This window comes from Neptuniibacter sp. QD72_48, from assembly GCF_047778065.1.
Taxonomy (GTDB): Bacteria; Pseudomonadota; Gammaproteobacteria; order Pseudomonadales; family Balneatricaceae; genus Neptuniibacter.
Genome location: NZ_CP180547.1, coordinates 2,471,902 through 2,498,537 on the forward strand (window position 1 = coordinate 2,471,902; position 26,636 = coordinate 2,498,537).

Sequence of the window (26,636 nt, forward strand, 5' to 3'; positions counted from 1 at the left end):
TCAAGCGCTCATCAAAAATCAGATTGAGACTTTTAAAACTGAGGTTTGTTTATATACCGGATGAAACGGGATAACAAATGTAAGTCACAAAGAGTAAGAAGGCCCACAAACCTATTTCTAAGGTTTCTGTAATAGGCTGTATCTTCCGAATTGCCCCATAAATATGCACTACTAACATTAATGTGAAGACGACAGCCAACATATCAAATGTGAACTGCAAACCACCCTCTGTATAAGCGCCTTTGAGAATAAAAAACTCAACCACTAATACAAATGCGCCTACACAACGTCCGAAGTATTCTGCTAGATCAGTGTCTTCAGGAACCCTCCACATCATCAACTTAGCCCAAGTCAAAGGCACAAAAAACAACGGGAGTGCAAAAGTCACCGTGGTTATCGATCCCAACACCCATAGATAAGTTAAAGCGAACTCCGAATATTGCCCTAGCATTTCAATTTTCCTTATTAGAATTTTGAAACCTAGGCTAATCGCATTTAAAAAGAAGAATGTCAGTGAATTGTAAGGATTGGATTGTGAAGTCTAATACTTTACGGCTAAAAATTAGGACGGGCACTTTCGAGACCATCACCCCAGTTTCCACGGGGTAACTAATAAACATCAGTTGCCTAATTAATGAGGCAACTGAAGGCGCATGCGCTGCCAATCTTCCGTGGGTGTATTCAGCATCATTTTCATATCGACTACGTCTTCTTCGATATTGAAGCTGTTCTCAAAACCCAGTTTCTTAGCCAAGTTTTGCATGCCTTTGTTGTTCGGCAGTGTCGAGCCAATTATCTGCAGTGTTCCTCTGCTGCGGCAGTAATCAACAATTTTGCTCATTAAGGCGACGCCCAGGCCTTCGCCTTGAAGATCATCGCGAATCACGACACTAAATTCGGCTCGAACGTTATCGGCATCGGTCACTGCTCTTACTACACCTAAAGTTTCCATCTCTTTAGAACCTTCACGTGGAACAGAAATAATAAATGCCATCTCACGGTCGTAATCAATCTGAGTCCAGTTCGCTAGTTCCTGATGGGTCGGTACACCACGGCTGTAGAAGTAACGTAGACGGATAGATTGCGGGCTAAGTTTGTTATAGAACTCGAGATGGTTTGGTTCATCTTCACCACGAATCGCACGCATAATCGCCTTGCGGCCAGAGCGTTTAAGAGTAATCTCTTCGGTGAGATGTTCAGGATAAGGAGAGATCGATAGATCACCTTCATCAGTAGAAATCGATACCGAAACATCAGTCGCCAACAGACCTGCTTTATTAACCAATAGCGGATTGATCTCTAGGCATTTAAGGTTCGGTAGATCGACCACCATCTCAGAAAGATTCAGTAGCAATTTACACAACTGCTTCATATCTTGCTCAGGACGATAGCTGTTTTCTTCGAGAATTTTGCAAATACGTGACTGGCGAATTAACTGATGTGCCAATGCCATATTCAACGGTGGCAACATCACATGACGATCAGAGAGTACATCAACCGTATGCCCACCCGCACCAAATACAATCACTGGGCCAAAGGTAGGATCTCGGGTGATACCTACATTGATCTGTAAGGATTGGAAACCACGCTTCATCTGCTGAATACAGAAACCCATCTGTTGCTCTGGGCCATAGCTCTCACCTACTCGATAAGAGAGTTGAGTAGTCGCATGTTCTATCTCTGAGGCTGAATAGAGATCTTGGGCAATATCTTTCCAACGTAAACTACCCTGCTCATCGTAACTAAACGGGTAAACGTTATCTGTGTGCAGCGCTTTAACTCTAACAGAGTTTTCAATGTTCCTCGCCAGTTTCACGACATCATTAATATTATCGCTGTAGTAAGTATTCGAAACTGGGATGTCGTAGAGATCTAATAACGCACAAGCTTCTTTATGCTGTAAATAGTCTCGATTTTCCGCCAAAGCGTTTTGGATCAGATCTCTAGCCTTAACATGGTTAGGCGTATTTTGCTCGATGTAAGGAGGGGGCGTTTGACGCATCACCTCTTGGTTACGGCGAAATTCAACCATGTACATAAAAGCATCAATAGATTCTTCCGGCGTTAAGAAGGTCGAAAGACCGGCTGCGTTACAACGGTTACGTGCTTCTATCGCCGTTGCTCGGCCCATAAAACAGGTTAAGACATTACGTGGGGTTTTCTTAGCAACTTGAATAACCTGCTCTGCCGTTTCAACACCGGGCGCCAGGCGTGTCGGTGCATGCACCATCAGCACCACATCAACATTTTTATCTTTGGTAAGTAGACGTACAGCCTCGGCAAAACGCGCTGGGTCAGCATCGGCGTTTAAGTCTACCGGATTTGATCGATCCCAATGAGACGGAAGAATTTCAGCTAATGCTTCGACCGTTTCCTCAGTCAGATGCGCTAACTGACCATTTTTATTAAGCAAGTGCTCTGTCGCGAGTGCGTTTGGTCCCGTGCCATTAGACACAATCGCCAATCGTTCACCACGCATACGTTTCATATGCGTTAAGGTTTCTAACGCGTTGAATAGTTCATCAGAGGTTTCAACACGTACAACACCTGCACGTCGCAGTGCGGCATCGTACACCTGATCATCATCGTAGATACCTGGTGCGAGTTCTGTACCGGATTTTTCGCCACTAAAAGTATCGTTTTTAAGTACCAGTACCAGTTTGTTTCGTGATGCAGAACGAACAGCTGATAAAAAATCCCTAGCGGAACCATCTACTCGATTCAGCTGCAATAAAATCGCATGGGTATAAGGATCTTGAGCGAGATAATCGATCACCGAAGGCAGATCGACATCGGCGCCACCACCTAAAGTAAGGAAATGAGAAAAGCCAATCTCCTGGCCGGTGGCCCAATCGATCATGGCCGTCCCTAAAATACCGGACTGGCCCACATAAGCGACCTTCCCTTTTAGGATATTCACATGAGAATAGCTGGCATTCATATTATGGCCGGGTACCAGCATGCCCATACAATCTGGCCCTAATATTCTGATGCCATAAGGTTTAGCTGCTTGCCTAACCTGATCACGCAAAGTTTGATGATTTTCATCTTCAATGGAAAGACCACCGGTTAAGATCATGGCAGCCTTCACCATACTCGCGCCAAGTGCGCGAATGATATCTGCCACAGTTTCCGGTGGGGAACAAATAATTGCTAACTCGGGCATTTCAGGTAGTTGATTCAGTTGGCTATAACATTTAACGCCATGAACTGAGTCATACCCCTGAGAATTTACCGCGTATAACGAACCCTTAAAGCCGCTTTCTTGTAAATTTTGAAGAACCACGCCGCCCATACTATTTTCGCGGGCAGATGCACCAAATACAGCGATAGATGCTGGTTTAAAAAAGCGTTTAAGATATTTTGTAGACACGCCAGTAATCCCTCGTAAACGGATAGAGTGCAGTGTACTCCTTTCTGCACTGCAGCAAAACAAAAACTATATACCAAGGTCTTATAAAAAACAGTACTTTCACTACTTATGAGTAAGATCAATTTTTTGTAGCAGTAGCTGACTGGTTACTAAGTTTCCAGCTTTATACGTTTTTGCTATCTAAATGGGCTCTTTACAGGCCAACATTCATTTCAGCAGATTCTTAAACCACGCTCAATAGGGCTTGTTACGGGCGTTTAGCTCAATCCCTCTTTATTCTCAAACTTGGCACTTCAGTTGCAGTTACCTTAGAAACGAGAGTACGTACCCACAGCCTCTCCTCATCCATAAAAATTAAAAAGGATAATCTAATGAGGACAACTTCCACCCGATTTAAATCCAGTCTAGCGCTAATCGCCGGTTCACTAATTGCCCCATCAGCTTTTGCTCACAGTAATCTATTAATGGAATCCAGTTTGATCTCCGGCTTATTACACCCATTAACTGGGATCGACCACCTTCTAGCACTGTTGGCAGTAGGTTTCTGGGCGGGCCAACAGCAACTGAAAGATAATCGCTTAGTGCCTTTCACGCTTTTCAGCATGCTATTAATTGGCTTTTTCCTAGCCCTTAACGGCCTGATGTTCCCTGCAATAGAAACAGGCATCGCTGTTTCTGTATTAGTGTTGGGGCTCATGGTATCCAAAGTTATTAATCTAAAAAGCGTCGTAGCCTTGCCACTGATTGCAGTGTTCGCGATCTATCACGGTTCAGCTCATGGCGCGGAATTAGGTTCTGCCGGTGTCGCAGCTTTTGCATCAGGCTTTATGTTGAGTACTGCACTGCTATTTGGGGCAGGCAAGACGTTAGCTGATCAGATCAACCGCACGATTCCAAAACTAAATGCTTGGGCCGGAACAGGAATCGCACTGTTTGGCGCTATGTTTCTGGTCGCTTGACCAACTATTGTAGCGAGATAGCCATCCACTTCTGCTATTTCGTTATTCGCTGGCAATGATTGTCTAACTTATTGCCAGCACCTTTCTTTGCTTCACCACACTCAAAGTGCTTTGTCGGGTAATTTTTACCCGACTTTTTTCTCGTTTGAGACTTTAGCTAACATATTCAGCATAAATCCTTTCCAATTTCTAAATCTGTACCATACTCAGGCTATATAGAGATCGATTTGTTTATCCCTGAGGCAAAGATATGAGTCACCAAGGCCCCATAAATAGCGAATCTAATCAACAGACCCGGTCTGATGAATCCATACTTGAAGACGAGTTACTAGCGCCTGAAGAGCTATCGACCATTTACAAGAAAGAGAGCATCAATCCAGCTAAGCGCCGTCGTTTAGAAGCTATGCGTGAAGAGAAAGAGCTGCAAAAAGATCTGCGTGAAATTTTCGACGATGACGACTGGAAAGACTAACTAGAAAGAAGCTTAGATTGATTTAATAATGACACGCATCTGCCTGTGTTATTAAGCACAGGCAGATGGTTTGTGCTCAGTTATTTCCGACTCAGGCTGGACTATATCCAGTAAATAAATTTCGTGTTCTGTGAATTCAAACATCGTATTACATAGCTGACAGCGATAGATGCTGCTACTTGGTGACGCTCTTTGCACGTTCAGATGTTGATGGGGTTCACTGATAATTGAGGATTCAATTAACTGCCTGCAGTGGTTACATTTGGAATCCATGTCCTCCGCCCCCTATTATTTTGAGTGGTATATCAAGAATGGTTCAGGTATGGCGGTTATTCAAACTCTGTCAGAACTTTTTTCTATCTTTTTTTCATTCCTTTTAAGGCTATTGATACAATACATTCATGTTAAAGATAACCAACCGCGTTTTTATCTATCCGCATGAGCTAGAGTTCAATGCTATCCGCGCCCAAGGTAGCGGCGGCCAGAACGTCAATAAAGTCTCTAGTGCGATCCATCTTCGTTTTGATATCAAAAACTCTTCCCTGCCTGAGTTCTACAAAGAGCGTCTACTCGCCTATCGGGATCAACGCATCACCAAAGAAGGTGTGATTGTGATTAAGGCGCAAAATTCCCGCGATCAGGAACGTAACAAGGAAGATGCTAAACAACGACTGTTAGAGCTTATCCAAGCAGCAACCATTGTAGAAAAAGCAAGAAGAGCGACAAAGCCCACACGAAGCTCACAACGTAAACGCGTTGATAAAAAAACTCAGCGCGGGCAGATCAAAAAGAATCGCGGGAAAGTGGATTATTAGTGCTTTTACGCTTCATCGATTTGATAATGCTTTCGATGAGGGTTGCCTTTCTGGACCAATAAAACATAGAACATCACAAAATAGCCTAGTCATCAGAGATGGGCTTTGCTACTTAGCTAAAGCTTGGACTGACCCCGTTTCAGTGGACACCTTTTAACACGCTAGAGGTGTCTTATGTATTTCAAAAAACGTACAGCCTACAGTGACGAATTTAAAACACGTGTGGTGCTGGAATCACTTAAAACTGAGCTAACCTTAACTGAGTTTGTGGAGGACCTTCCGATAGCGGTAGGGACATTGCGTGCTTGGAGGCGTCAATATATGTCAGCTCAAGATCCTAAAGCGGTGAATGAAACTGCACCTCGTAAGAGTTACCGTCAGTTAGAACAAGAGTTAGAGAAAGTTAAAAAGGAATTGGAACGCTCTCAACTGGAAGTCGATATCCTAAAAAAGACACGAGAGTACTTCAGCGAAGCAAAGTAGAGCGCTTTGCATGTATAGAGAAGTACTCGAGTTACTTACCCGTGTCGCGGTTATGCAGGCTCTATGGTGTTCAGCGCTCGGGTTATTATGCTTGGCTAAATCGTATTCCATCCCTACGGGAACAGATGAATCAAAAGATCTTATCGCGTGCTTTAGAGTTAGCGGATCAATGTCGAGGTGTGTATGGCTACCGTAAATTATGGCATGCGTTGTTATGTGAGGGCTTTTGTTGTGGGAAAAATCGCCTCTGCCGTTTATTGAGGCGCGTAGGGTATAAGGCGCAACTTGCTGTAAGGAAGGCTCGTTACTGCTTAGAAGGTGGTTTGATGCCTCAGCCTAATCTGCTAAATAGGGAGTTTAATCCGAGTCAGATTAATCGCGTATGGGTCTCAGATATTACCCAAGTAGCCTGTCGCGAAGGCTGGTTATATGTATCGGTCGTTATGGATTTACACAATCGGGAAATCGTAGGCTTTGAATGTTCAAGGCAAGTAACTGCGGACATCGTACTGAAATCATTACAAAAAAGTTGGAATAAAGCTAAGCCGGAAGTCACTCATAAATTGCTGTTTCACTCTGACCAAGGGAGTCAGTATCGCAGTGAGCGGGTAATGAGCTGGTTGACGAAAAGAGGCGTCACAATCAGTATGTCTCGTAAAGGCAACTGCTGGGATAATGCGTGTGCAGAGAGCTTCTTCTCGTTGTTGAAAAAGGAATGTACACGTAAGTTAGGGTTGATTACCTGTTCTGAAATGGCGAGAGAAATAGGTCTGTATATCTCTCGCTTCTATAATACGATCAGAAGCCACAGTGCGTTGGGGTATGAATCTCCAGTTGGCTTCCGATCTTAAGCAACTGTCCACTTTATCGGGGGCGCTCCAGCTCCACACCCTAGCAACTAACCACTAGCCACTAGCCACTAGCCACTGAAATTTTATGAAAGCGCACTAAACTCAACTTCAACTTGGTTATCACCGGCTGCTACGAAGATCTGATTTTCGCTCAGTGTAATCGTTAATTCCATCGTACGGTCACACAATGCTTCTAGCTGAGTCACTTGTTCGGCATCGAATCGGAATACCTGTGTTTTTGGCAAAGCTTTTAGGCCATCACCGTTTTTAGCCCACCAGATATCTACTTCACTACCGTAGGCATAGAGGATCACTTGTTCTGCTCGGCTTACGCCCTTACGCATGCGCTCAGGAGAAGCTTGCCCCACTTCGATCCAACAGCTCACTGAGTTATCAGGACGCACAATCCAAAGATCAGGCTCATCAGCTGCTGATAAGCCTTTGGTGAAATCAAGGTCTTGATCATAGTTCAGCGCGTAAGCAAGGATACGCACCATCATTCGGGTAACCGTTTCTGATGGGTGCAGGGCAACTGTTAGCTTTTCGCTCGTATAAATATCCCGGTTCATATCCACTAAATTAAGGGAAACTTTGTGGATAGTTGGTTTAAGCGCCATGAACTCAGCCTTATTCGTTGGATTGGGGGCATCTTTATACTGCATCTCCTCTGAGTTTTAAATACAATCCTTGCTCTGCTTTTTTGACAATGCTGCTGAGGTCATTCATGGAATTAAAACATCTAGCTATTCGAGAACTAGTTAAAGAATCTGAAGATGCGCCTGCGCGTATTACAGATCGCGGTGGTGTTATTCCTACAACTGAACCGATCGCTAACCAGCTATTCGAAACACTAAATTCTGCATTCAGCCGTCGCTCTAGTCTGACTCACGGCTCGTTCAATCACGAGAATGAAGAGGGCTACCCATTTATCTCAGCTTTCGAAAGCTTTGTTAATGCAGAATGTAACGAGCAGAGCTTTGTTGAGTTAACAGAAAAAAGTATGTCTCAGCTAGCAGTTGCTATTAACAACCCATCGGCTCATACCGCTCACGGTGGATATGTACTGTTTGCTATGTATGCCAGTGATCGTTACGAATATATGCTGATCGCGCTCGTACGCGATAAAGCAGGCATTGGTTTTGATAATGACCTTCACCCAACCGAGGTGATGGAGATCAACCTGGACCAGTTGCATCAAGGTGCGCGGATCAACTTAACCACTTACAGAAAAAAGCAGGACAGCTACCTCAGTTTTATTGGCAGTAAAGAGAAAGGAGAAATCACCCATTACTTCTCGACTGCGTTTGGTTGTACCGATGTCACCCCTTCACGCAAATCAACAGGAGAGTTGATTCGTGCAGCACGAGATTTCTGTAACCAAAACAATATGAGTGATCGTAAAGAGGAAGTGGTTGAGGATGTAGTTAGCTACCTTTCTAAGCAACGTACTGAAAAAGAATCCGCTAATCTAAACGACATTGAAAATTTGTTTGATGCATACATCCCACCTGAACAAGCAGAAACAGCAGCAGGCACCTTTGGCACATTTGCCAATAAAGGCCCGTATAATGTTAGCCAGGAATTTCAACCGCATACCAGCACTATCAACCGCTTCGCGAAGCTTAAAGTGAAAGCGGATAACTGGAGTTTAGATTTCAATAAGCGCAGCCTTGGCGATTTAAATGGCAGTAAAGATATCGAATTTGATGAAGATAACGGCCGAATCATTATCAATCGTTTGCCCAGCAAGGTAATCAACCAGCTTCGCGAAGCATTAGAGCAGGACGATTAAACTGCTATTTGATGTAGTGTTTTGTATTTTCCATCTAAGCTGAACTGCAAAACACTACATACTAAAAATTGAAAGAATATTTCCTTCAAGATCCTTAAAGTGCCCTATGGTCCCACCCCAAGGTTGTTTTTCTGGAGGGGCTACAAAATCGATTCCCCTTTGAGTCATCTCCTCATACACCTGTTGAATATCCTGAACTTGCAAAGTTACCCCAACAAAACGCCCTACCAGATCATTAGCATCCTCAGAGTCTGCATCGACCAATTCTAGGGCTATTTTGGCTGCACCTAGTTCAAATTCAGCCCACCCCATATCTTCATCTAGAAACTCGGGTTCTAAACCCAAGGCTTGGGAATAAAAACCAACTGCAGCATTAAATCGAGTGACAAAGATACGCTGTGCATAAAACGCAAATGCCATTAGAGTTATCCCTCCTATCAAACTTAGTAGAGATCCACATCACTCATTGAGTTTAGCCAAGAATCGGTTATTTAAGCTCGAAAAAAGCCATTGCATGAAAATTTGTATGCATATTCCTATACAGACAACGCCTCAACATCAGCAGAAAATAGACAGCCGATAAAGCAATTTAACTGCTCCGAAAAGCAGTCGCAGATGAGGATAATCAGATGATCATCAACGGATATTTATTTGGAATTTCGCATAGAAACAAACATCTTGTTCTACTGAAACTAATGGATTCACTTGCAGAACAAGGCTATGCGATGAAAAGCTTTAAACTAGACGGTGATTACTTAGCAGTTGAGGTCATCGATCTGAAGAATGATCGAAAAGAGCATGTGGTTGAGATAATTAACCAGCCTCAGCAGCCTGAGGAGATCATGTTATTTATTCATGATGTACAACAAGCTGCATAAGCGGAGCCACATGAATTACATCAAAAAGCTTACCCAACAGGACACACTAACCAGTGCAGCCATGGTTGATAGTACGACAGTTAAGGAAGTTTCTTTCTCTTTTACATCATAACGAATTGCCATAACGTGAGCGAGCGCACCTGTTGGCAACGCAGCAAGTATCACAGCAGCTAAAAACCAGTTTTGATCCTCAACGCCCGCTAGTTTGAAAATGACTAACGTGAGCAATGGATGGATAACAAGCTTAACTATCACTAACCAAAACAGCTCAACTTTGCTTTGTTTAAGGGTTTTAAACTCTAAACTCGCACCTAAGCAAAACAGAGCAACAGGCACTGTTGCTGGGGCAAGCAAATCCAAGGTAGAAGCCAGCACATTAGGCAGCTCTATAGCAAAAGCTGAAACCAATACGCCAAAGAATGTAGATAAGAAGATCGGGCTACGCAGCAATGACTTATCTAAAATAGCCAAAAATTGCTTTAACCCCGTTCCTTCTTGGCGCTGACTTTCCATCAAAAACTGCGTACCACCAATCTGGAATACATTTCCCAACAAGATGATACTGATCATCGCTCCATAAGCAGCTTCACCTAGCAAACCAAACACCATCGGAATGCCCATATACGCGTAATTGGAAAAGGTACCATTCAAAGCACGAATGATAAGTACCTCTTTATTACGCTCCGAGAAGAACAGTGCGCACCCCAATGCCGCCGTGAGCGCAGTTGCAACAACAGCGACGAGGAAAGCAAATAGATAAAGGGGCTGGAACAAACTATCCAAAGATAATTTATAGACTGAATTAAACAGCAATGCAGGCACAGCAAAGTAGTACACAAAGGTGTTGAGCGGAGCTAAGGATTGCTCTGCTAAAACGGTACGTTTACCGATATAACCTAAACCTATTAGCAAAAATAGCGTCAGTATTGTTTCTATGCCTGCCATGAGAATTGCTCGTTATAGCCAGAAAATTCAAAGCGCCAATTAGACCAATTCGTCCTCTTAACGTCCAGACATCATTCTGTCATAACCGAACTCTATGTTTAGGAATATATAGTTAAAACATTTTTTGTGCACTGCACAAAAAAGTGTTGACTTGATCAAAAATCAAGCTACAATGAGCCTCATATTGTGCAGTGCAACAAATTAATTTTTAGAGAGAACTATCATGACTAATACTGTTGATTTCCAGAAATCTTTCGATGCCGTTCAGTCTCTGATGAACCTTCAGGCTGCTGCGATCACTAAATCTATCGAACAGCAGAAAAAATCTGGTGAAGAACTAACTTCTTTCTTCCAGGGCGAAGCTGAGAAAGCAAAAGAGCTAAAAACTCCTGAAGAACTAATCAAGTTCAACATGGAAGCTAACAAAGCTCTATTCGAACTTCTAAAAGGTCAAGGCGAAGCTTTCACTGCAATCGCAAACGAAACTCGCGAAGCAGCAATGGCTGAACTTCAGGCGATCACTAAGTAAGTGATAACCTTCTAAAAAAACCGGGCTTATGCCCGGTTTTTTTTTACCTAACGGGCTTAAAACCACTAGTCATACTTGTTAATTCCGCTACTATGTCAGTTAGTTAGTTCGAAACTACTATCTAATTGATTGTTGTACGAGGTGCCTAGGTGTTAGAGCAAACTCTGTTAGCAAGACAACCAATCCTCAACGCCAACTGTGAAACGGTTGGTTATGAACTTCTTTATCGAGATCCAAATGGTTGCCCTCCCGGGGAGCTATTTGATGGCACCGCCGCTACCTGTGAAGTCCTCCTTAACGCGTATACCGGAATTATCCAGAGAGGTGCTCAACGCGTCCTTCCAGCTTTTATGAATATCAATGAGGAACTGCTTTCGGAGGAACTTCCAAGCTTTGCAGCAGATAACGTTGTTTTAGAAATAATAGAAGATGTTCCAATTAATGCTAAAACCATTGAACAGATTCGAGGGCTATCAGAGAAAGGCTTTAAAATTGCCTTAGATGATTTTACTTGGAGCGAAGATTATAAGCCTTTAATGGATGTAGTCGATATTGTAAAAATTGATGTTCTTGAAACCAAAGGGAAAAACCTTTTCCGCACAATGGAACATCTGGCACCTTACAATCTGACTTTGCTTGCAGAAAAGGTGGAAACTCTTAACGAATTCCATCGCTTTAAAAAATTAGGCTTCCAACTATTTCAAGGGTACTTCTTTGCATTTCCTGAACATATTGAAGGAAAACGCATAAGTGGAAATGAATTAACCATAATCCAATTGCTTGCCGAGCTAAATAATCCAGAAGCAACTCCAGAAGGTCTAGAAGAGATCATTGCCAAAGATCCTCGACTTGCAGTAAAACTTCTGAAGATCGTTAATTCTGCTACCTTCTCTTTACAACGCTCTATCTCAACTCTCAGTGAAGCTGTGGTAATGCTCGGCTTAAATGAATTGAAGCGTTGGGCAGTTATAGTGTCTCTATCAGGTACTTTAGCTGTCCCTGACGAATTATGCCGGGAACTGCTGATTAGATCTAAGATGTGTGAGCATATCGCGCCTCAATACAGTACCGAACCAGGCCTCGCATTTCTCATTGGAATCCTGTCGGGTGCAGATGCTCTTTTCTCTATCCCAATGGAAATCCTGCCTGAACATATTCCATTAAACGACGAAGCCAAAGTGGCGCTGGTAGATCGAAAAGGAAATCTCGGCTTGATGCTGAATGATGTGATTAACTTTACTCGTTATGAGTGGAGCAATCTCTCGGGGCATGTCGATGAGCACACACTGCTGCAAGCTCAATCAGAAGCGATTACTTGGGCCATAGAAAGCCAAAAAGTCGCTACATCTTAAGCACTCAGATCAATGCTATTTCAAATAAGCTCTAAACTAACAAAACTCGTAGTTTAGAGCCTTCTAATGCTGAGCTAAAATACAAGTGGTATACAAAGCATCTTATACAAGGTGCTTTTCATACCATAAAGCGACTCCTTCCTCTTAAGACAGGATGTCTATTATGAGTATTTTCATTACTAGTTTAGGCGCAACAGATAACGAAATCTGCGCACCTTTTACTCAGGCTATTCTTAATACCCTAGACAACAAAGGCTTTAGTTTTTGTGGCCTTCCAGCTGTTGAAGCCGAAATACTGATCAGCAGCAATCAAGTAAACTTTACGCTTCATACCTGCAAAATTAAAACTCAACCGATTACGTTTAAGTTTGGTGAAGTACATGACTTTACCCGCCAATACCGTATTGAACACAGGGTTAACACAGAAATCCTATCTAAGGTTGAAGACCTACTCTTGGAGCTAGAAGATTTAGCCTCCCACTGCACAGCAAAGAGCCATTGTTCTAATTGTGTAGTGAAAAATCGCGGCCCCAATCCAAATAAACTGGCGTTTAACCACTAACCACCCGATGGCTCGCAAGATAAGCTGGCGTGCGAGCCTTGGGCAGCTTTTCCACAAAGTGGTAGCGAGCAACATGGTAGCTAGGGTCAAAACCAAAGAAGTTAAGCTTCATCTGGTTTAGCTCTTCGTCACGGTATTGCTGTAATGGCTTTTGCAGCTCATCTTGTTGACGCTGCAAGTTCTTTAGGGCCAAACGCTGCGCATATTCAACGGATGTAGCCAGATACTTAGCATCAGCCTTAATGCGGTCTAAAAAGCCTTCCCTACTCTCATTGATACAAGCATCAATTAACCCGCTTTGTTCAGCTTCTGTAGCCGATACCGGTAAGCGATTTTGCATCAATTGCTGCGCTTGTTCATCACCCACTCGTTTAGGTAAGAGGTAGGTCCAATATTCCGAGCCATACAGATTACCCATGGACTTGTAGTGGGGGTTAAGCACAATATTGCTGCGGGCCACCACTTGATCAGCGGCTAAAGCTAGAAAGACACCACCGGCTCCAGCATTGCCTTGCATAGCCACCATGGTTAATTGGTTAGGAGAGTTGATGATCTCTAAACAGAGGTCGTTCATCGCATTGATATTGCGCCAGGACTCTTCTGCGGGACTCTCGGCTGCTTCGATCTGGTTTAGGTGAATACCGTTCGACCAAAACTCCTCTCCTCCCATGAGCACCAACACTTTGATTGGCTGGGCTTTTGCGTAGGCCACCGCTTGTTGTAAACGCTTGCATTGATCGCTATCCATAGCGCCATTGTAAAAATCAAAATAGAGATAGCCTACATCGCCTTCTTGGCGGTACCGAATCTCCTGCCACGTTGCACCATTAGGCATAGTTTCAGGTGCTAATGGCAATTCAGGTACACGTTGATCTTGAGGCGCAGAAGCAAGCTGCTTCGCTAAAAAGTGAGTCGCAGGCAATTTAAAGTTGAATTCACTTTCTTCTGGGTTAACGCGTTTTAGATGAGTCACCCACACTGCAGCATCACGAGTTTTCAGACAGATCGCACCGTCTCGAGTAGCGAGGATAGAACCCACATCAGCCAGTCCTTGCCCTAACGCTTGTTCTGCATAGGCGTTAAAAAGGTAGTAATCCTGCCCACCGATTCGATCCTGCACACCGGGCGCTGAATCCGCTGCTCTGATCTTTATTAAGATCTCTTGAGTGGAATCGTTTTGCCAATCGATCATGCGATCACATTGTGCCATCAAACAGTTCCACTGACCCAGGATATCAGGCTGATCATAATCCAGTTTTTGCGGCTTGAAATCACCCGATAGAATACGTTCCAGCGTTTGTTTTACTGCAGTCACTGCTGCATCACTAATCTCATTCCGATAAAGGCTGCTTTTGCTCGCCTCTCGCATTGGAAACTCGACTGACGCCCAGATATCGCCTGCATCCATCTCTGCATTAGCTTCTAGGCACGTCACGCCCCAAGAGGTTTCTTGATTCAATATGGCCCAGTCAACAGACGAAGGACCTCGATCACCTTTGATACCCGGATGAACGATAATACAGCGATGCTGAGACCAGATAGATTCGGGAATCGCTCGTTTCAAAAACGGTGCAATAATGAGCTCAGGCTTAAACAACTCCACCGCCTGTTCTGCTACTGCATCGTTAATATCAAATTCGATAGAGACGTCGTGACCGTCTCTGCGTAACTCAACAAACAAACGTTGAGTCAGGCTATTAAAACTGTGGGTTAGAAATAAGATACGCATTAACAGATCCTCGGTAGCTGTTCACCGTTGATCCAATCCACCATACGGTTACCACCAAAGGCAGTCTGCATCTGCACAAAGCTCAATGGATCATCGGTCACTTCACCAACAATCGAGGCCTCTTGTCCTTTAGGGTGTGCCTTCATCACCTCTAACAACTGCTCCGCCTTATCTGCCGGGCAGAAAGCCACCAGCTTACCTTCATTGGCAACAAACAACGGATCTAGTCCTAGGAATTCACAGGCTGCTTGAACTTGTGCTTTCACCGGCAGTTGCGCTTCATAGATTTGCATACCCACTCGGGCCTGCTGAGCGATCTCGTTCAGTGTGGCAGATAGACCTCCACGCGTAGGATCGCGAAGGCAATGGATCTCTGGCACAGCCTCAACCATATCAGCAACAAGGTCATGCAGCGCTTGAGAATCAGATTCGATTGTCGTCTCAAACGTGAGGTTTTCACGCAAAGACATAATGGCAACGCCATGATCCCCCAATGTACCGGACACTAAGATTTTATCTCCCGGTTTCACCTTATTTGCGCCAAAATCCAATCCTTCCTCAATTACGCCAACACCGGTTGTATTGATAAAGCAGCCATCGCCTTTGCCCCGCTCAACCACCTTGGTATCACCGGTCACGATGGCAACCCCAACCTCTTCAGCTGCCTTAGCCATAGAATCTACGATGGTCTTCAGATCAGCCAGAGGAAAGCCCTCTTCCAAGATAAAACCTGCTGAAAGATATTTAGGCGTTGCGCCGGACATAGCGACATCGTTAACCGTTCCATGAACAGATAACGAGCCTATATCACCACCGGGGAAAAACAGCGGTGAGATCACATGACTATCCGTCGCCATCACTACTTTACCGGCAGGCAAACTAAAACTTGCCTGATCATTCATCTGCTCTAGCCAAGGGTTTGAAAACGCTTGTAGGAACAGCTGATCAATCAACTGGGCCATCGCCTTGCCACCACTACCATGGGCCATCTCTACCTTGCCCTTAACCAGATCGAGCTCTGATGTATAAATCGTTTGTGTACTCATGAAAAACTCTCTAAATCAGGCTGCGGGGTGGGTTTTATCAGATGCGAAGGTATTTTCTTGGTAACGACCGTAGCTGTAATAAGCCGCACAAGCACCTTCACTGGATACCATACAAGACCCTAAAGGGTTCTCTGGTGTACAAGGATCGCCAAACAAAGTGCAATCCCGTGGAGATTTCACGCCGCGTAAGATCGCGCCGCACTCACAAGCTTTGTTTTCTCGTGTACTGCGATACTCAACCGTAAAACGCTTTTCGGCATCAAATTCGGCAAAGGCATCTTTAATACGCAAAGCACTATAAGGCACAACACCCAAGCCACGCCATTCAAATGAGCGGCGTAGCTCAAAGGTATCTGCCACGATGGATTTCGCTTGGACATTGCCCTCATAAGTCACTGCACGCGAAAATTCATTCTCAATCTCCGCACGACCATCATTAACCTGCCGCACTAACATTAAGATCGCCTGCAACACATCCAGAGGTTCAAACCCAGCAATGACTACAGGCTTTTGATACTCTTCGGCAAAATAGTAATAAGGCTGTGAACCAATCACAGTGCTTACATGAGCCGGTCCGACAAAACCATCTAAGCGCAGAATGCCCAGTTCTCTTACCTCTGGGGACTCCAAAATGTTACTGATCGCTGCAGGAGTCAGAACGTGATTGCAAAAGACGGTAAAGTTCTTCAAACCTAGTTTTTGTGCCTGTCGAATCACTAGAGCGGTCGGCGGGGTTGTCGTTTCGAAACCTATGGCAAAAAACACGACCTCTCGGTCTGGGTTATCTTGCGCAATACGCAGCGCATCCATACAGGAATACACCATCCGTACATCCGCACCCTCCGCTTTAGCTTTTAGCAAACTACGTTTACGTGAACCCGGCACACGCAACATATCGCCGTAAGAACAGAGAATAACTTTATGAGTAACCGCCAATTCGATAGCTGAATCCAAACGATTAATCGGCAATACGCACACAGGGCAACCTGGGCCGTGGATCATTTTCACATTGCTAGGTAGCAGATCAGGAATCCCATAGCGGAAGATTGCATGGGTATGACCGCCACAAAACTCCATAAAGTGATAATCCCGATCAGGATCGACCTCTTTACTAATCTTGGCTGCAATCTCTTGAGCTAGTGCGCCATCGCGATATTCATCAACATACTTCATTGTGATGCCTCTATCGCTTGTTGCTGCTCAAGTTCGTCTAACTCTGCAAACAACGCTAGGGTTCTCGCAGCTTCTTCTGGATCTATCTTATTAAGCGCATAGCCTACGTGCATGATGACGTAGTCTCCTACGGCCAGATCGGCAATCAGCGCTATATTGATCTCTTTTCTCACCCCACCTATATCTGCAATTGCAGACTCGGTATCAATAATTTCTTCAATACGAACAGGGATGGCTAAACACATAGCGACTCTCTCTCATTGTTCTTGTTCTTGTCGTTCTTATGCATGTTTTGACGAGCCAAGTTAGCTCTTTCTAACGCGATCTGCGCTTGCCCTAGCGATATAGAACCGTCATTACATGGCAGTTTTCGAGCCGTAACGACTTGTAAATCTTGAGCTTCTAACTGCTCGGTAATTCCTTGAAGCAGGAGCTGATTTAAAAAACAGCCTCCCGCTAAGACAACTTTATTGATCCCTTCTTTTACTGCGCTATCAGCCACCCAGCGAGATAACGCTGTAATTAGCTGCTGATGAAACAAGGCTGCACCATACCCTTGATCCTCACAATCAAGCAGACGGGCAAATAATGGCTCTAAATTTAAAGGAGACTGCTTCGTATCAATCAGTAATGATTCGTTCGGCCATGGCTGTAATTTAAGGTAACGATAAGCTGCGGATTCAAGCGCCATGGCTGCTTGCGCCTCGTAGCTATTTTTCTCTTTCAGTCCCAATAAAGCAGCGACAGCATCAAATACACGCCCTGCACTTGTGGTCATTGGCGTATTAATATTTTTCTGTAACAGCTGGCTGATCATTGCAGCCGCTTTGTGATCACCAAAACGTTCTTCAATCTGCTCTGCTCGATCTAACTGAAACAATACACCTGAAGCTACCCGCCATGGCTCTTTTGCTGCACTATCTCCTCCCGGCAGAGGAATTGGGTTCAAACTGGATAGGCGCTGATAATCAGCTTTATGAACCTTAAATAAGTCTCCGCCCCATAGCGTACCGTCATCACCCAAGCCCAAACCATCTAGGGCTAAACCAATGACAGGCTCTTTAATGCCATGCTCTGCTACAACTGCAGCAATATGAGCGTGATGATGCTGTACCTTCAACATAGGGATCTGATGCTGCTTGCTAAAACGTTGCGCAAACCCCGTGCTGTAAAACTCAGAATGCAGGTCAGCAACCACGAGTTCAGGTTTGATGTCCAACATAGCGCTTAATTGCTCGACGGTATGATTGAGCTGGCGGCAACACTCAGGGTTATCAAGATCACCTATATGCTGCGATACGTATGCTCGATTGCCTTTGGTTAAGCAGATCGTATTTTTAAAATATGCGCCAACCGCCAAAACAGAAGGTAACTGCGCATCAGCTTCGAAAGGTAACTTAATATATTGCGGCGACAATCCACGGCCACGCCTAACCAGCTCACCACCTTGTTCAGCAAACATCGACACTACAGAATCATCGCAACGGGTGTGAATATCACGGTCATGCATCAGATAGCCATCAGCTATCCCCTGCAGTTGAGTTAGCGCTTCTGCGTTGTCGATTACTTGAGGGTTGCCACTGCGGTTTGCGCTGGTCATTACCAAGAGTAGATCCTGTTTTTCCGCGAGCCATTGAATTCCGTCTGGGCTGCCTGCAGCTTTGTAAAACAGCAAATAATGTAGAGGCGAATGAGGTAGCATCACACCTAGCCACGCTTGATCAGGTGCTAACTCTTCAGGTAATGAATCAGAGTTTTGTTTTTTTGGTACAAGGCAGATAGGAGCATCCATCGCTTTGAGTCTTTGTACCCGTTGATCCGTTAGCTCAACATAGGACTGCAAAGATCCAGGGTTAGCCGCCATGACTGCTAAAGGCTTTTCATCGCGATGTTTACGCTCTCGTAACCGTCTAACTGCTTCTGGGTTTCGAGCATCGCAAGCTAGATGAAAACCTCCCACACCTTTTATCGCAACTATATTGCCCTGTTGGATCAATTCAATTGTTTGCGCAACTGGATCATCACACTGCAATTGTTGCCCATCGTCAGAATAAAAGCTGAGTTGTGGGCCACATTCATCACATGCAGTAGGCTGGGCATGGAATCGTCTATCCACAGGATCGGTATATTCCGAATCACAACGATGACACAGCTGAAACTTTGCCATGGTGGTATTCGGACGATCATAAGGCAAAGCTGTGATTAGACTGTAGCGGGGGCCGCAGTGAGTACAATTAATAAACGGGTATAGATAGCGGCGATTGTTTGGATCGAACAGCTCACTTAAACAGTCCTGACATACAGCAGCGTCCGGTGTAACAGAAAGATCGAGATCTCCCTGCTCACTCTGAATGATTTTAAACTGGGTCAGACCTGGTTCTACTGCAATAGAGGTAACATCTAGAGATTCTATCTCTGACATCGAAGGTTGCTCAGACGCCAACTGAGAAACAAACTGATCAAGTTGAAGTTTATCGGCTTGAGCAAAGATACTCACTCCTTTTGGGCCATTCGCCACAGATCCGATCACCCCAAAGCGTTGCGCGAGGTTATACACAAAGGGACGAAAACCAACCCCTTGGACCTGACCTCGAATCTCTATATGCAACGCTGAAACTGCCATACTCATGCTCTGATCTTTTAATGGAAATCTTTATTCAGACCATATCGTTCCAGCTTGGAGCGAAGTCCAACTCGGGACAATCCAAGCTCCCTTGAAGCCTGACTTTTATTCCAACGATGACGAATGAGTGTTTCCCTTAAAATTCGTTTTTCCAAGGTTTCGATGCGCTCTTTTAATGTGCCATCCAAGCATGCGAGCACTTCTGTTTCTGCAGTCTCTTCAACTGGAGCCGCTCTCAACACCCGAGGGCTCAATAGATCTGCAGATAACCATTCCTCTTCCGCTAACACCAACATGCGACGAATTTCGTTCTGTAGCTCCCTAACGTTACCCGGCCAGCAATAACGACGCATACAATCTAACGCTTCTTCTGTAAAACCTTTTGCAGGCTTATCAAACTCTTGCACAGACTTGGCTAAAAAGTCCTCAGCAAGCACCGGAATATCCATTGCACGACGTTCTAATGCGGGTAACTCAAGGGTCACTTCAGCTAAGCGGAAGTATAGATCCTGTCGAAATCGGCCCGCTCGAACCTCCTCTTCCAAGTCTCTATTGGTAGAAGCCACTACACGGACATTAACCTTTCTACGCTGGTGTTCGCCTAGGCGACGAACTTCTCGTTCCTGTAGAACACGTAACAATTTCACCTGAAAAGCGGGGCTAATTTCACCGATCTCATCTAGAAAAATCGTGCCGCCATCAGCGCGTTCAAACAAACCAACATGATCTGTAATCGCCCCCGTAAACGAGCCCTTCTTATGACCAAATAACTCAGAAGCTAACAACTCATCCGGCATAGCACCACAGTTTTCCACTACAAAAGGGCGCTCTGCTCGTAAGCTGTTGTAATGAAGCGCGCGAGCAAACAATTCTTTACCTGCACCAGAAGGGCCTGTGACCAATACCGAGACATCATAAGGAGCGATTTTCGCGGCCTGTTCACACAGGTCGTTTAATGGACTCGTCGAATGTCTGCGAATTTCATCCAATTGGTAAGTCTGTTTGAGATGCTGTTTTTTCTCTTTAACATTTTGCTCTACTTGAGAAGCGGAGTGACGCATCTCCATCGACAGTAGTTCATTTTCATTCTGTAATTCATACAGACGACAAGCTCCACGAAGAATAAGCAGAAGGTTGTCTGGGTGCCAAGGTTTAGTGATGTACTGCAAGATTCCGGCTTCATTTAAGCCTTTAATGATATCTTCAGAATCAGTGTAACCGGATAGGATTAGTCGTGCCGTTTGCGGCCAACGCTCACGAACCTCAGTTAAAAACTCTACACCGGTCTTCCCTGGCATACGCTGATCACAGAGAATGGCATGAAATGTATGTTGCTCTAGCAGATGAAACGCCTGATCCGCACCTGTCGCTGTCAGAACATCAAATTCTTCATCTAAGGTACGCTCTAAAGTTTCTAAAGAACGTACCTCATCATCTACACACAATATTAAGGGTCTTTTTCGAGTCGGCATTAGAGAAGGGCCTCAAACTGCTGGATTTCAGACTTTAGCTGATCAATCCGTGTTTGAATCATCCCTTTTCGGTTTTGCTCTAACCAGTCCTGCCACTCCTGCATTCCTTCACCGGATTTAGCGGATAGCTTCAATACCTTAATGTCTGGATTTACTTGACGAGCAAATTCAATACATTTATCCACATCAAAATCTAAATGAGGCAGCAGATCCGTCTTATTTAGAATCATAATATCTGCAGCATGGAACATATCTGGATACTTGAGTGGTTTATCTTCACCCTCGGTCACAGACAAAATAGCAATCTTATGCGCTTCACCAAGATCAAATGCTGCTGGGCAAACAAGGTTGCCGACATTCTCTATAAATAGAAAGCCACCTTGTAGGTCGTCCAAGTTATCTAAAGCATGACCCACCATATGAGCATCTAAATGGCAGCCTTTACCCGTATTTACTTGTACTGCCGGTACGCCTGTTTCTCGAATACGATCAGCATCATTTGCCGTTTGCTGATCACCTTCAATCACTGCTACTTTACGCGATTCTTTTAAGCGATTGATGGTTTCGGTTAAAAGTGTGGTTTTTCCTGACCCCGGACTAGAGACTAGGTTTAATACAAACAGGCTTTGCGCTTCAAAACGGGCGCGATTGATCTGAGCGTAACGATCGTTTTTACCTAAAATATCCTGCTCGATCTGTACCATTCGGCTTTGGCTCATACCCGCCACATGGGCATGAGCAGGACCTTTACCAAAATGCAGATCCTCACCTTGTTTCTCTATAACATTGTCATCATGCCCGTGATGATGCGTATGCTCGCTATGAGAATGATCATGATGAGCGCCCTCGTGATGAGAATGCGCATGTGTATGCTGACCTTCGATCTTTACATTACCTTCACCGCAACCGCAAACCGTACACATTATTCCACCTCCAACTCTTTAATTCGCATCTCGTCCCCTTGGACGACCTGAAGTTGGTAGCTGCCGCACTCCGGACAGCTGTCATAGCGTTGACTAATTGGAACGTTTTTCAAGCACTGCATACAGAATGCCTCACCGGGTATCTTTATTATTTTTAGTTCAGCTCCCTCAGCTAGGGTGCTGCGCGTTACCGCTTCAAAGCAAAACGTTAACGCTTCTGTTTCTATCATTGATAATGGGCCAAGCTCCAGCCAAACAGTTTTAACTCGATCATACTGTTGTTCTTTGGCTTGATCTTCCAGCACTTGGACAATGCCTTCTGCAATCGACATCTCATGCACGATTAATTGACCTCAACTTCATAAGCGACACAAGGATCTACTGATAATATTAGTTTACCCACTAAATCCGCTGCTTTATCTTCAGGGACCTTTACCCCTTCTAACATACTGACAAGAGTTCCTTGTGGATGAAAATTCCACTCCGTTGGCGCAATAATCCGATACTGACTGATCTGCTCATCACCATTGGGATTTATCGTCATGGTCACTCGATGAATCAGAGCCCCTCTTGCCGCTTCCACCCAAGCGAAACCAGGCTTATCAGATCTAATCAACTCTTCATCATCTACTTGTAGCAGTCGATGAGGCATCGCTTTTAACTCTAACAACAATGCCAAAAACCTCTGAGCAATGGGATTAATCGTAAGTAGGTTCGATTCTTTAATCATCGAACGCTTACAATTTCGTGTCCAGATGCTAGTTTCGAAACAACCACCTTCACCTTGAGGTAAGGCACAGAAACTTTGGCCTCTCAGGCTTAGTTGCCAATCCAAATAGTCACTCGACAGATCCATTTCAGGGCAAGCTGGTCCTAAGCTAATGCCATCATATTTATCACTCAGATCTGCAACCGCTTTTCCGATCGGGTGCGTCTGGCTTTGCGCATATACCGCTTCTTTAAACTGCAGTTCATCAGGCCCTGTAAAGCTTTTCAACATACCCTCGAGCTCACTAATAAATCGCGATAACGGGAAACGCTTTTCCGGCATACAAGGATTTAACCGCAAACACCAAGACAGCCGTGTTCGAAAGTCAGCAAACCAATTTAAAAGCTCAGGCAAATTTAATAGCTTTTCGCTGCCTAACCAATCACGCCCTAAACGCAGACCTAACTCTTTTGTCGTTTCTGCAAGCAGTAATAATTTTCGAGCCTGCAATACATCGCTATCACATGTTTTCCCTTGTGCCGATTCAATCGCTGTTAATGCTGCAATGGTTTGAGCACAACTGCAGAGACTGAACAGTAAAGGTACTCGCTGCACTACTTCTTTTGGGCTTTTACCTTCTAATAGACGCGTTAATTCAGTTGGCCGCGAGGACTTAACATTTACGTTGCGAATACACCCGTCGAGATAGTCCACCCCAACATTGATTTTACCTGCAAGATTAAAACTACCATCCATAGAATCACCTAAGGCTCATCTGCAAAGGCTGCAGTCATAAATTTACGTCGACTTAAACCTTCTTTGGTTCTGGCGCGAACTAAACTCTGGTTTTCAGCTCTCTCTTCCTGTTCTCTTTTTTGCGCTTCTTTAGCTAATTGCAGATCAGTCTTACCACAATTTTCAGTATTCAATACTGCTTTCAGCACCTCTTCTGCTGTAAGAACCGCGGCCTCTTGATCAGCAAATTCAAGCATTGGAGAAAACAGAGAACAACTGCCGTACGCCCCTAAGGCCTCACTTCCAGCATACAAAAATTCATAGCTACCCGAAGGTAGTAATACTATCTTTTTGCTCCCCACTTGAGCCTGATCATATTCTGTATTTTCTTCAGAGAGCAGAATCAGGTTCATACACCAAGGGGTGATCAGTACAGCTAACTTACTCTCTTCTGAAACAGCACCTTCAACAACTTCAACTTGCAAAGCGGGGTTATAAAACTCCAGCTCTACCATCGTGATCGCGACCTGTTCGTAATTCGCTTTTAGCTGTTGAAAGAAATCCACTTTATCCTTCCACGACCATAAATTGATCTTTTTCGCCATCACATTCGGGGCAGCGCCAATGATCAGGCAGTTGGCTAAAAGGCGTGCCAGCAGGGATTTGCCAAATATCATCCCCTGCTGCTGGGTCATAGACATGCCAGCAGATTTTGCACTCTAGGCGTGCATCATCAGCTATACGATCACTGTCTCCTAAGTAACTGCCTTCGAATCCTTGATAGCTTGTCATACCAGAACCTCACGAATCTCGATCAAGCGTTCATACGAATCACTTAGATCTTCTGGGGCAGCGCAAGCAACTAGAGGAATATCGGTGATTTCCAAGGTATCTAGAATCAATTGATCGGTACTGTTGAAATACTGCACTCGCCATAACCCATCAATCTGAGTTGAGGTAATACGACAGTTCCCGTAACCGCGAGATAGAATTGTGACTGGCCCTTGTCTTACCACTTGATCCAGATAGGCATGATCCTGAGGCGAGAATGGCAGAAGCGATAGATTGATGACATGTGGCGCTTCAGGTTTTTCAGTTTGTATACTGTAGACCGTTGAAGCTTCATCGATCTCAATCAGTACAGATGGAGCATTCAACACACCTTCCGGAATCTGCAACTGCCCAGTATCCAAAGGCTGACCTGATTGAAAAGCTTGCTCACGGCTGACACTTGGCACATCAGCAACTTCAATAGATTCACGTACAACATCGCCGTTTTTATCGAATTCTCTTAAGCGCCATACACCTGCTAAAACGGTTTCTTGCGCTTTAATTTCGGTCTCACCTGTTAAAGTCAAACTTACTTCACCTTCACCCAGAATCTGGTTTATCAGATCTAAATCAGGTTCTGGCAACGCTGATAGCAACATAACTGGCGGTTCATTACCAATACGATAAGTTTTAAGGTGATGTTGCAGTTGCTCTAATACAGCCAGTGCTTGAGGGCACTCAGAGGCCTGCTCGGGTTCAGGCAGGATGGGAATATCATAACTATACATTTCCGAAGGCATTTTCATATAGTCCAAAACCATTTCGCCTTCATCTTGGCTACCCGGCCCCATTGGAACATTTACTAGAGGGATACCATTGTTTTCCATATTACTCACCTTTTACTGACCACAAGCAGATTGAACAGGATTAACCACCACTGGTATGCCAATACCTGGATCGCGACGAGGTTCTAACGCTAGAATGCTTGGTATTTCGGCAAGATAGATATCCCAATCTTGAACCTTACTGATGGTTCCTAAATAACGCCCCTCTTTTAAAAACACTAAGGAGGGCCAAACGGTAAAGTTGTATCGCCCTTGAACCTTCTTCTCATACTCAGGCGCAACAATCGCAGGCGTTAGCTCTGGAAAGCGCTTTACCAACTCAGGAAGAATCACTGCAACATCGTTACTTTCTGGGAAACGATGAGCCTGCTCTGTACAGAACAAAACGGTGTATTTTTGATCTTTAATGAAACTCTCAAAACTCTCTTCATTAAGGAGCGGATAGCCCCTTTCAACAATCAACTGTTCTATCAGTGGAGAAGTCATATCCAGCTCTCTTAGTTATTATTCTGAAGATGCGGTGGCAACTGCGGCGGCTGTTCAATCAAATCAGAAAACAACCGATCAACATCGGCAGCATCACCTTGCATGATGGATTGAACTGCAATGAGTGCATTTCGAACTTCGGCTGCTCGCTGCTCGCTCAATACTTCTCTAGCAGCACCAAGGAAAACCAAAACCCAAGTTCCAGTAGGCTGTTCACCTAATAGAGATAGATCGACTCTCTCAATCTGATCCCCATTTTCACACTCCGCCGATAATCCATCACAGCATACAATTCTCATTGGTATGCCAAGGCACATTAACTGGTACCTTCGGTCGATTTAATAAATCGTGGATCACCCTGCCGAAAAGCTTCATATTCAGATGGACGACCACCTTCATACGAATTCAACCCCAACTCACCTGGGGCTAACTCTTCAGGAGTGCAGTTATCACCAATTGGCTCAACACCTAATTTTTTAAGGTAAGCCAAAGCAATCTGAATGGCAGGCTCAATTTGAACGCGAACAGATTCACGCAAACTGCCGCCAAAGTCTTCTAATTCAACAGGCTGACAACCGATGAGGAGTAAGTGCTTTGGATAGCTTCCAGTAAACTCAGCCATAGCCAACACTTCTTGAAAACCAGTTTGATGGAGGCTCATCTGTTTAGCCCCCATAAACTTAGGCACATCATCATCATGGATGACTTTTAACGTACCCGGCTCCAAGCCATAATCGATGGCATCAAACACGACAAGTACATCAGCGGCTTGAACATGTTGCACAAGGTAAATTCCTTGTGTACCACCATCCATTAACTTGGTTTTATTTGAAAAGCGGTAGTTTTGATTTAGCGTTTCAACGCAACGTACACCAAATCCTTCATCCGCCCAGAGGATATTGCCTATTCCGAGGATAAGCACATTTTTATCTTGATAGAGCGTATCTTCTATCATTTACAGCACACCCGACTCTGTCTTGAAATTATTTTTGTTATTGCAGAATCAATTTACAAAGAATGTGCCAAGTCATTAATAATGGGTAAAACACCCGTAACGCCTAACTCTCAAGCAAACAGGCAAACAAAAACCAAAAGCCAAACAATAAAAATCCT

General features: G+C 44.5%; 30 protein-coding genes. 10 read left to right on the forward strand and 20 right to left on the reverse strand.

Annotation, left to right across the window (positions count from 1 at the left end):
* Nucleotides 1-49: 49 nt before the first annotated feature.
* Entirely contained in the window at nt 50-451 is a 402-nt protein-coding gene (locus tag ACMXYX_RS11160; RefSeq protein WP_415883993.1) for a hypothetical protein, read from the reverse strand.
* A 180-nt stretch (nt 452-631) separates the two neighbouring features.
* Nucleotides 632-3,373, reverse strand: coding sequence for a GNAT family N-acetyltransferase (locus ACMXYX_RS11165; protein ID WP_415883992.1), 2,742 nt, complete (start codon nt 3,371-3,373; stop codon nt 632-634).
* 371 nt (nt 3,374-3,744) lie between these two features.
* On the opposite strand from ACMXYX_RS11165, the gene ACMXYX_RS11170 reads away from it, so the two are divergent.
* The 5 genes from ACMXYX_RS11170 to ACMXYX_RS11190 all read left to right on the forward strand — a co-directional run bounded on the left by ACMXYX_RS11170 (nt 3,745) and on the right by ACMXYX_RS11190 (nt 6,953).
* On the forward strand, nt 3,745-4,332 hold the full coding sequence (locus ACMXYX_RS11170; RefSeq protein ID WP_415906008.1) for a HupE/UreJ family protein: 588 nt from the start codon (nt 3,745-3,747) through the stop codon (nt 4,330-4,332).
* 250 nt (nt 4,333-4,582) lie between these two features.
* Entirely contained in the window at nt 4,583-4,804 is a 222-nt protein-coding gene (locus ACMXYX_RS11175; protein ID WP_415883990.1) for a PA3496 family putative envelope integrity protein, read from the forward strand.
* A gap of 401 nt (nt 4,805-5,205) precedes the next feature.
* Entirely contained in the window at nt 5,206-5,619 is a 414-nt protein-coding gene (gene arfB, locus ACMXYX_RS11180) for an alternative ribosome rescue aminoacyl-tRNA hydrolase ArfB (protein ID WP_415883989.1), read from the forward strand.
* A gap of 174 nt (nt 5,620-5,793) precedes the next feature.
* Complete coding sequence (locus ACMXYX_RS11185) at nt 5,794-6,102, forward strand: transposase (RefSeq protein WP_415882166.1); 309 nt, start codon at nt 5,794-5,796, stop codon at nt 6,100-6,102.
* A 14-nt stretch (nt 6,103-6,116) separates the two neighbouring features.
* Nucleotides 6,117-6,953 carry an IS3 family transposase gene (locus ACMXYX_RS11190; protein ID WP_415906822.1) on the forward strand — a complete coding sequence of 279 codons (837 nt, stop codon included), beginning with the start codon at nt 6,117-6,119 and terminating at the stop codon, nt 6,951-6,953.
* A gap of 83 nt (nt 6,954-7,036) precedes the next feature.
* On the opposite strand, the gene ACMXYX_RS11195 is transcribed toward ACMXYX_RS11190, so the two are convergent.
* Nucleotides 7,037-7,570 carry a YaeQ family protein gene (locus tag ACMXYX_RS11195; RefSeq protein ID WP_415896534.1) on the reverse strand — a complete coding sequence of 178 codons (534 nt, stop codon included), beginning with the start codon at nt 7,568-7,570 and terminating at the stop codon, nt 7,037-7,039.
* A 107-nt stretch (nt 7,571-7,677) separates the two neighbouring features.
* On the opposite strand from ACMXYX_RS11195, the gene ACMXYX_RS11200 reads away from it, so the two are divergent.
* Nucleotides 7,678-8,745 (forward strand): nucleoid-associated protein, encoded by a 1,068-nt coding sequence (locus ACMXYX_RS11200; RefSeq protein ID WP_415883987.1) that lies wholly within the window; start codon nt 7,678-7,680, stop codon nt 8,743-8,745.
* 54 nt (nt 8,746-8,799) lie between these two features.
* Here the strand turns inward: ACMXYX_RS11200 and ACMXYX_RS11205 are convergent, their stop codons facing one another.
* The gene (locus ACMXYX_RS11205) at nt 8,800-9,165 is read right to left on the reverse strand and encodes a VOC family protein (RefSeq protein ID WP_415883986.1); all 366 of its coding nucleotides are present in this window, start codon (nt 9,163-9,165) and stop codon (nt 8,800-8,802) included.
* 209 nt (nt 9,166-9,374) lie between these two features.
* Between ACMXYX_RS11205 and ACMXYX_RS11210 the strand changes: the two genes are divergently transcribed.
* Complete coding sequence (locus tag ACMXYX_RS11210; protein ID WP_415896535.1) at nt 9,375-9,623, forward strand: hypothetical protein; 249 nt, start codon at nt 9,375-9,377, stop codon at nt 9,621-9,623.
* Between the two features lie 15 nt (nt 9,624-9,638).
* Here the strand turns inward: ACMXYX_RS11210 and ACMXYX_RS11215 are convergent, their stop codons facing one another.
* Nucleotides 9,639-10,568: an AEC family transporter gene (locus ACMXYX_RS11215; protein WP_415883984.1), complete on the reverse strand. Its 930-nt coding sequence runs from the start codon at nt 10,566-10,568 to the stop codon at nt 9,639-9,641.
* Nucleotides 10,569-10,791: 223 nt separating this feature from the next.
* Here ACMXYX_RS11215 and ACMXYX_RS11220 point away from each other — a divergent pair, with 223 nt between their 5' ends.
* From ACMXYX_RS11220 to ACMXYX_RS11230, 3 genes are all read left to right on the forward strand, one after another.
* On the forward strand, nt 10,792-11,097 hold the full coding sequence (locus ACMXYX_RS11220) for a hypothetical protein (RefSeq protein WP_415883983.1): 306 nt from the start codon (nt 10,792-10,794) through the stop codon (nt 11,095-11,097).
* Nucleotides 11,098-11,246: 149 nt separating this feature from the next.
* Nucleotides 11,247-12,449: an EAL and HDOD domain-containing protein gene (locus tag ACMXYX_RS11225; protein ID WP_415906009.1), complete on the forward strand. Its 1,203-nt coding sequence runs from the start codon at nt 11,247-11,249 to the stop codon at nt 12,447-12,449.
* A gap of 163 nt (nt 12,450-12,612) precedes the next feature.
* Nucleotides 12,613-13,011 carry a hypothetical protein gene (locus ACMXYX_RS11230; RefSeq protein WP_415883981.1) on the forward strand — a complete coding sequence of 133 codons (399 nt, stop codon included), beginning with the start codon at nt 12,613-12,615 and terminating at the stop codon, nt 13,009-13,011.
* Here the strand turns inward: ACMXYX_RS11230 and ACMXYX_RS11235 are convergent.
* Genes ACMXYX_RS11235 through ACMXYX_RS11305 form a run of 15 tightly spaced genes read right to left on the reverse strand, consistent with a single transcriptional unit; the run spans nt 13,001 to nt 26,478 of the window.
* Nucleotides 13,001-14,740, reverse strand: a complete 1,740-nt coding sequence (locus tag ACMXYX_RS11235; RefSeq protein WP_415896536.1) for a hydrogenase maturation protein — start codon at nt 14,738-14,740, stop codon at nt 13,001-13,003. The two genes, ACMXYX_RS11230 and ACMXYX_RS11235, sit on opposite strands and share 11 nt — an antisense overlap.
* Nucleotides 14,740-15,786 carry a hydrogenase expression/formation protein HypE gene (gene hypE, locus ACMXYX_RS11240; RefSeq protein WP_415896537.1) on the reverse strand — a complete coding sequence of 349 codons (1,047 nt, stop codon included), beginning with the start codon at nt 15,784-15,786 and terminating at the stop codon, nt 14,740-14,742. Before hypE ends, ACMXYX_RS11235 begins: the two co-directional genes overlap by 1 nt.
* Before the next feature lie 15 nt (nt 15,787-15,801).
* On the reverse strand, nt 15,802-16,959 hold the full coding sequence (gene hypD, locus ACMXYX_RS11245) for a hydrogenase formation protein HypD (protein WP_415883978.1): 1,158 nt from the start codon (nt 16,957-16,959) through the stop codon (nt 15,802-15,804).
* Nucleotides 16,956-17,204: a HypC/HybG/HupF family hydrogenase formation chaperone gene (locus tag ACMXYX_RS11250; RefSeq protein WP_415883977.1), complete on the reverse strand. Its 249-nt coding sequence runs from the start codon at nt 17,202-17,204 to the stop codon at nt 16,956-16,958. The genes hypD and ACMXYX_RS11250 overlap by 4 nt, the downstream gene beginning before the upstream one ends.
* A complete protein-coding gene (gene hypF, locus ACMXYX_RS11255) occupies nt 17,195-19,588 on the reverse strand; it encodes a carbamoyltransferase HypF (protein WP_415896538.1) in 2,394 nt (797 codons plus the stop codon). Before hypF ends, ACMXYX_RS11250 begins: the two co-directional genes overlap by 10 nt.
* 11 nt (nt 19,589-19,599) lie before the next feature.
* Nucleotides 19,600-21,054: a sigma-54-dependent transcriptional regulator gene (locus ACMXYX_RS11260; protein WP_415883975.1), complete on the reverse strand. Its 1,455-nt coding sequence runs from the start codon at nt 21,052-21,054 to the stop codon at nt 19,600-19,602.
* The gene (gene hypB / locus ACMXYX_RS11265) at nt 21,054-21,977 is read right to left on the reverse strand and encodes a hydrogenase nickel incorporation protein HypB (RefSeq protein ID WP_415883974.1); all 924 of its coding nucleotides are present in this window, start codon (nt 21,975-21,977) and stop codon (nt 21,054-21,056) included. Before hypB ends, ACMXYX_RS11260 begins: the two co-directional genes overlap by 1 nt.
* Nucleotides 21,977-22,309, reverse strand: a complete 333-nt coding sequence (gene hypA, locus ACMXYX_RS11270; RefSeq protein WP_415884644.1) for a hydrogenase maturation nickel metallochaperone HypA — start codon at nt 22,307-22,309, stop codon at nt 21,977-21,979. The genes hypB and hypA overlap by 1 nt, the downstream gene beginning before the upstream one ends.
* Nucleotides 22,310-22,320: 11 nt before the next feature.
* Nucleotides 22,321-23,442 carry a nickel-dependent hydrogenase large subunit gene (locus ACMXYX_RS11275; protein ID WP_415896539.1) on the reverse strand — a complete coding sequence of 374 codons (1,122 nt, stop codon included), beginning with the start codon at nt 23,440-23,442 and terminating at the stop codon, nt 22,321-22,323.
* An 8-nt stretch (nt 23,443-23,450) separates the two neighbouring features.
* Nucleotides 23,451-23,987, reverse strand: coding sequence for a [NiFe]-hydrogenase assembly chaperone HybE (hybE, locus tag ACMXYX_RS11280; RefSeq protein ID WP_415896540.1), 537 nt, complete (start codon nt 23,985-23,987; stop codon nt 23,451-23,453).
* Between the two features lies 1 nt (nt 23,988).
* Nucleotides 23,989-24,213: a rubredoxin gene (locus tag ACMXYX_RS11285; RefSeq protein ID WP_415896541.1), complete on the reverse strand. Its 225-nt coding sequence runs from the start codon at nt 24,211-24,213 to the stop codon at nt 23,989-23,991.
* Nucleotides 24,210-25,079, reverse strand: a complete 870-nt coding sequence (locus ACMXYX_RS11290) for a hydrogenase expression/formation C-terminal domain-containing protein (RefSeq protein ID WP_415896542.1) — start codon at nt 25,077-25,079, stop codon at nt 24,210-24,212. Before ACMXYX_RS11290 ends, ACMXYX_RS11285 begins: the two co-directional genes overlap by 4 nt.
* A 12-nt stretch (nt 25,080-25,091) precedes the next feature.
* On the reverse strand, nt 25,092-25,523 hold the full coding sequence (locus ACMXYX_RS11295) for a hypothetical protein (RefSeq protein ID WP_415896543.1): 432 nt from the start codon (nt 25,521-25,523) through the stop codon (nt 25,092-25,094).
* A gap of 11 nt (nt 25,524-25,534) precedes the next feature.
* Complete coding sequence (locus ACMXYX_RS11300) at nt 25,535-25,822, reverse strand: HypC/HybG/HupF family hydrogenase formation chaperone (protein ID WP_415883968.1); 288 nt, start codon at nt 25,820-25,822, stop codon at nt 25,535-25,537.
* A gap of 17 nt (nt 25,823-25,839) precedes the next feature.
* On the reverse strand, nt 25,840-26,478 hold the full coding sequence (locus ACMXYX_RS11305) for a HyaD/HybD family hydrogenase maturation endopeptidase (RefSeq protein ID WP_415883967.1): 639 nt from the start codon (nt 26,476-26,478) through the stop codon (nt 25,840-25,842).
* Nucleotides 26,479-26,636 lie beyond the last annotated feature (158 nt).

Bases quoted from the DNA above. Each gene is read 5' to 3' on its own strand.
- hypF (WP_415896538.1), bottom strand. From the start codon at position 19,588: ATGAGTATGGCAGTTTCAGCGTTGCATATAGAGATTCGAGGTCAGGTC.
- ACMXYX_RS11195 (WP_415896534.1), bottom strand. From the start codon at position 7,570: ATGGCGCTTAAACCAACTATCCACAAAGTTTCCCTTAATTTAGTGGAT.
- ACMXYX_RS11185 (WP_415882166.1), top strand. From the start codon at position 5,794: ATGTATTTCAAAAAACGTACAGCCTACAGTGACGAATTTAAAACACGT.
- hypD (WP_415883978.1), bottom strand. From the start codon at position 16,959: ATGAAGTATGTTGATGAATATCGCGATGGCGCACTAGCTCAAGAGATT.
- ACMXYX_RS11305 (WP_415883967.1), bottom strand. From the start codon at position 26,478: ATGATAGAAGATACGCTCTATCAAGATAAAAATGTGCTTATCCTCGGA.
- hypB (WP_415883974.1), bottom strand. From the start codon at position 21,977: ATGTGTACGGTTTGCGGTTGCGGTGAAGGTAATGTAAAGATCGAAGGT.
- hypE (WP_415896537.1), bottom strand. From the start codon at position 15,786: ATGAGTACACAAACGATTTATACATCAGAGCTCGATCTGGTTAAGGGC.
- ACMXYX_RS11175 (WP_415883990.1), top strand. From the start codon at position 4,583: ATGAGTCACCAAGGCCCCATAAATAGCGAATCTAATCAACAGACCCGG.
- ACMXYX_RS11250 (WP_415883977.1), bottom strand. From the start codon at position 17,204: ATGTGTTTAGCCATCCCTGTTCGTATTGAAGAAATTATTGATACCGAG.
- ACMXYX_RS11260 (WP_415883975.1), bottom strand. From the start codon at position 21,054: ATGCCGACTCGAAAAAGACCCTTAATATTGTGTGTAGATGATGAGGTA.
- hypA (WP_415884644.1), bottom strand. From the start codon at position 22,309: ATGTCGATTGCAGAAGGCATTGTCCAAGTGCTGGAAGATCAAGCCAAA.
- ACMXYX_RS11295 (WP_415896543.1), bottom strand. From the start codon at position 25,523: ATGACTTCTCCACTGATAGAACAGTTGATTGTTGAAAGGGGCTATCCG.
- ACMXYX_RS11215 (WP_415883984.1), bottom strand. From the start codon at position 10,568: ATGGCAGGCATAGAAACAATACTGACGCTATTTTTGCTAATAGGTTTA.
- ACMXYX_RS11285 (WP_415896541.1), bottom strand. From the start codon at position 24,213: ATGACAAGCTATCAAGGATTCGAAGGCAGTTACTTAGGAGACAGTGAT.
- ACMXYX_RS11160 (WP_415883993.1), bottom strand. From the start codon at position 451: ATGCTAGGGCAATATTCGGAGTTCGCTTTAACTTATCTATGGGTGTTG.
- ACMXYX_RS11200 (WP_415883987.1), top strand. From the start codon at position 7,678: ATGGAATTAAAACATCTAGCTATTCGAGAACTAGTTAAAGAATCTGAA.
- ACMXYX_RS11170 (WP_415906008.1), top strand. From the start codon at position 3,745: ATGAGGACAACTTCCACCCGATTTAAATCCAGTCTAGCGCTAATCGCC.
- ACMXYX_RS11205 (WP_415883986.1), bottom strand. From the start codon at position 9,165: ATGGCATTTGCGTTTTATGCACAGCGTATCTTTGTCACTCGATTTAAT.
- ACMXYX_RS11290 (WP_415896542.1), bottom strand. From the start codon at position 25,079: ATGGAAAACAATGGTATCCCTCTAGTAAATGTTCCAATGGGGCCGGGT.
- arfB (WP_415883989.1), top strand. From the start codon at position 5,206: ATGTTAAAGATAACCAACCGCGTTTTTATCTATCCGCATGAGCTAGAG.
- ACMXYX_RS11220 (WP_415883983.1), top strand. From the start codon at position 10,792: ATGACTAATACTGTTGATTTCCAGAAATCTTTCGATGCCGTTCAGTCT.
- ACMXYX_RS11300 (WP_415883968.1), bottom strand. From the start codon at position 25,822: ATGAGAATTGTATGCTGTGATGGATTATCGGCGGAGTGTGAAAATGGG.
- ACMXYX_RS11235 (WP_415896536.1), bottom strand. From the start codon at position 14,740: ATGCGTATCTTATTTCTAACCCACAGTTTTAATAGCCTGACTCAACGT.
- ACMXYX_RS11210 (WP_415896535.1), top strand. From the start codon at position 9,375: ATGATCATCAACGGATATTTATTTGGAATTTCGCATAGAAACAAACAT.
- ACMXYX_RS11230 (WP_415883981.1), top strand. From the start codon at position 12,613: ATGAGTATTTTCATTACTAGTTTAGGCGCAACAGATAACGAAATCTGC.
- ACMXYX_RS11275 (WP_415896539.1), bottom strand. From the start codon at position 23,442: ATGGATGGTAGTTTTAATCTTGCAGGTAAAATCAATGTTGGGGTGGAC.